The sequence below is a fragment of the Micromonospora sp. DT48 genome, assembly GCF_049844495.1.
GTDB lineage: Bacteria > Actinomycetota > Actinomycetes > Mycobacteriales > Micromonosporaceae > Micromonospora.
The window spans coordinates 152,817-156,093 of the sequence record NZ_JBNCLE010000018.1 but is presented as its reverse complement, the minus strand read 5'-3'; the positions used below and the strand labels follow the sequence as shown (position 1 = coordinate 156,093).

At 68.7% G+C, this 3,277-nt stretch carries 2 protein-coding genes and 1 pseudogene; 2 read left to right on the top strand and 1 reads right to left on the bottom strand.

Translation table 11 applies throughout. The annotated features are described in order from the left end of the window. Positions 1-897 (top strand): annotated as a pseudogene (locus ACLQ2S_RS21635) (RICIN domain-containing protein); the annotation flags it as partial. An 86-nt stretch (positions 898-983) separates the two neighbouring features. On the opposite strand, the gene ACLQ2S_RS21630 reads toward ACLQ2S_RS21635, so the two are convergent. Then, on the bottom strand, positions 984-1,754 hold the full coding sequence (locus tag ACLQ2S_RS21630) for a FadR/GntR family transcriptional regulator (RefSeq protein ID WP_155221656.1): 771 nt from the start codon (positions 1,752-1,754) through the stop codon (positions 984-986). Between the two features lie 254 nt (positions 1,755-2,008). Between ACLQ2S_RS21630 and ACLQ2S_RS21625 the strand changes: the two genes are divergently transcribed. Beyond that, positions 2,009-3,163 (top strand): ABC transporter substrate-binding protein, encoded by a 1,155-nt coding sequence (locus ACLQ2S_RS21625; protein WP_309223811.1) that lies wholly within the window; start codon positions 2,009-2,011, stop codon positions 3,161-3,163. The last annotated feature ends 114 nt before the right edge of the window (positions 3,164-3,277 follow it).

Sequence of the window (3,277 nt, the reverse complement as noted above, 5' to 3'; positions counted from 1 at the left end):
AATGACGGCGCGAACATCGTGCAGTACGCCGACTGGAACGGTGCCAACCAGCAGTGGCAGCTCGTCCGGGTCGACGGTGGCGGCGGCGACCCGCCGCCGAGCGGTGGCTCCGGGTGCGGCAAGGCCCCGACGCTGTACAACGGCACGCACACCATCCAGAGCAACGGCAAGAGCCGTCAGTTCATCCTGCGGTTGCCGGCCAACTACAACAACAACAATCCCTACCGGCTGATCTTCGCGTTCCACTGGCGCGGCGGCACCATGCAGGAGATCTCCTCCGGCGGCACCAGCGGGAGCGCCTGGTCCTACTACGGTCAGCAGGAGCAGTCGAACAACAGCGCCATCCTGGTCGCACCCCAGGGGATCGGCAACGGTTGGGCCAATTCCGGTGGTGAGGACGTCACCTTCGTCGACGACATGATCCGTCGGATCGAGAGCGACCTGTGCGTCAACCCGGCCCAGCGCTTCGCCCTCGGCTTCAGCTGGGGTGGTGGCATGAGCTACGCCCTCGCGTGTGCGCGGGCCACGGTCTTCCGGGCCGTCGCCGTCATCGCCGGGGCGCAGATCAGCGGTTGCAGCGGCGGCACCCAGCCGATCGCGTACTTCGGGTTGCACGGCATCTCGGACAACGTCCTCAACATCGCCCAGGGTCGAGGACTGCGCGACACGTTCGTCCGCAACAACGGGTGCAACGCCCAGAACCCGCCGGAGCCGGGTGCGGGCAGCCGTACGCACATCACCACGGCCTACTCCGGTTGCCGCGCCGGTTACCCGGTGCAGTGGGCGGCCTTCGACAACGGGCACATGCCAGGCCCGGTCGACGGCACGTACGGCGAGAGCGGCATTACCACCTGGACCAAGGGCGAGATCTGGCGCTTCTTCGCCCAGTTCTCCTGACCGGGTCGCCTGCGACGGCGGGTCACGGCCTCCCCGGCGGCATCATGTGCCGGGGGGCCGGGCCCGCCGGACGTCGTGTGCGAAGGTCAGCGTTGCAGGCGGGTCGGCTTCTCCGAGCCGCCACGCCGGACCAGCCACGCCTCGGTGATGTGGGTGAACATCGCCGTGGCCGCGCCCTCCGGATCGTGGGCGGCGATCCGCTCGTAGATGCGGCGGTGCCCACGGTTGGACGCCACGCACAGCGCGCGCTCGGTGCGGCCCATGTAGCGGGCCGTGTTCACCACCTGACTCTCCAGCGAGCGTACGACGCCCCGGGCGATGCGGTTGCCGGAGGCCTGCATGACCGTGTCGTGGAAGGCCCGGTCGTGCTCGTGGTAGGTGACGTGGTCGTCGACCAACTCGTCCATCCGGTCCACCAGCGCGCGCAGCCGGTCGAGGGTCTCCTGGTCGGCGACCCGGGCGGCGACGTTGGCCATGTCGGATTCCAGCAGGCGTCGGGTGACCACGAGGTCGTCGAGGATGGCGAGGCTGTCGTCCTGGGCGATGGTGGCACCGAGGACGAGCTCGTCGAGCATGTCCCACATCGACGGTGGGGTGACCATGGTGCCCGCGCCCTGACGGACCTGCACCAGCCCCTTCTCCTGAAGGATCTTCACCGCTTCCCGGACCACGGTCCGGCTGACGGAGAAGGTCTCGCACAGCACCGGCTCGGGAGGCAACGCCGTGCCGGACGGATGCACCCCACGGACGATCCGCTCCACCAGCTCGGCGGTGACGGCGGTGGCGAGGTTGGCGGGGCGTCGGGGCCAGACCGGGGCGGCCAGTTTCTCCAGGGCCGTCTCCTGCGATGGCGTCATGTCCCCTCCGATTGGCTCGTCATGCTGCGACGTCCTGGGTCAGTGTACGACCGATTGTTGACGTCACACGTCATACGAGTTATGTTCTTGATCACGTTGGCTGCGGCAGGCCGTCAGCCACTCCCCCCCAGAGGTGAACAACGATGAAACAACGAGCATTGTGGTCAGCCGTCCTCGTTGTGGGACTGGCGACGGCAGGCTGTGGAAGTGCCAGTGACACGGGTTCCTCTTCCGGCGGCTCGACCGACAAGCTGGTGGTCTGGGACTGGAAGTCCGGTGAACCGTCGGCCAAAGCGTATATCGAGAAGGCGAAGGCCGACTTCTCCGCGAAGCACCCGGACGTGACGGTCGAGTTCGTCGCGCAGCCGTTCGACCAGTACTACACGTTGCTCGGCGCGGCCATCCAGTCCGGCAAGGGCCCGGACGTGATGCTGTTCAACGGCGGCGGTCAGATCCGCGACCGGGTCGACGCGCTGGTGCCGCTCGACGACTACGTCGCCGAGGACAAGCAGCGCCTCGCCGGGTGGGACGCCTTCACCAAGGACGGCAAGACCTACGCCGGGCCGGTGACGTTGCAGGGCCACCCGATCTACTACAACAAGGACCTCTACGCCAAGGCCGGTCTCGACCCGGCGAGCCCGGCAACCACCTGGGACAAGTTCCTCGCCGACTGCGCCGCCATCGGCAAGGTCGGTGCCAAGTGCTTCGCCCTGGGTAACAAGGAGGGCGCCGGAATCCAGTTCTGGCTGTCGGCGCTGGGCTCCGGCGTACTCACCGCCCAGGAGTACGACGACTGGATCGCCGGCAAGCGCGACTGGAACTCGCCCAACGTGAAGCGGGTCTTCCAGCTCTGGAAGGACGCCGGTGACGCCGGTCTGAACAACGACGGGGCCAACTCGACCGCGATGTTCAACGACGCCTTCGCGCTCTTCCAGTCCGCCAAGGCCGCGCACGTCATCGGGCTGATGTCGGACGTGGGGCACTGGAAGGACTTCAACGAGTTCCTCACGCCCGACAAGCTCGGCGTGATGAGCGCTCCGGTCGTCACCGCGGGCACCACCCCGAGCCTCGCCTACGACGGTGGCATCGGGTACGCGGTGGCGAAGTGGACCAGCGACCCCAAACTCGCCGCCGACCTGGTGCGTTCGCTGACCTCCACCGAGGCGCTCCAGGCGTTCTACGCCGAAGCCGGGGCGATCGCCTCGGACACCACCATCGACGTCTCGCAGGCCGGCCCGGCCGCCGCCACGATCGTGGGCCAGCTCAAGGGCGGTAAGCCCGCCCTGCACGTGGCGCTCTCCTCGAAGACCCTGGACCTGATGGGACGGGTCTCCCAGCAGCTGCTCAGCGGCTCGATCAGCGTCGACGAGGCGGTGAAGCAGCTGGCCGCTTCCGACCAGGCGGGCTGAGTTCGTGCCGATCGGAAACGTACAGCCGTGGGGGCGCCCCGGGGGGAGCCGGCGGGGCCGCGCCCCACCCCGGGGCGGCCCGGGGCCCCGCCCCCCCCCCCCCCCCCCGCCCCC

Coding starts and splice junctions, on each gene's coding strand:
- ACLQ2S_RS21630 (WP_155221656.1), bottom strand. CDS start 1,754: ATGACGCCATCGCAGGAGACGGCCCTGGAGAAACTGGCCGCCCCGGTC.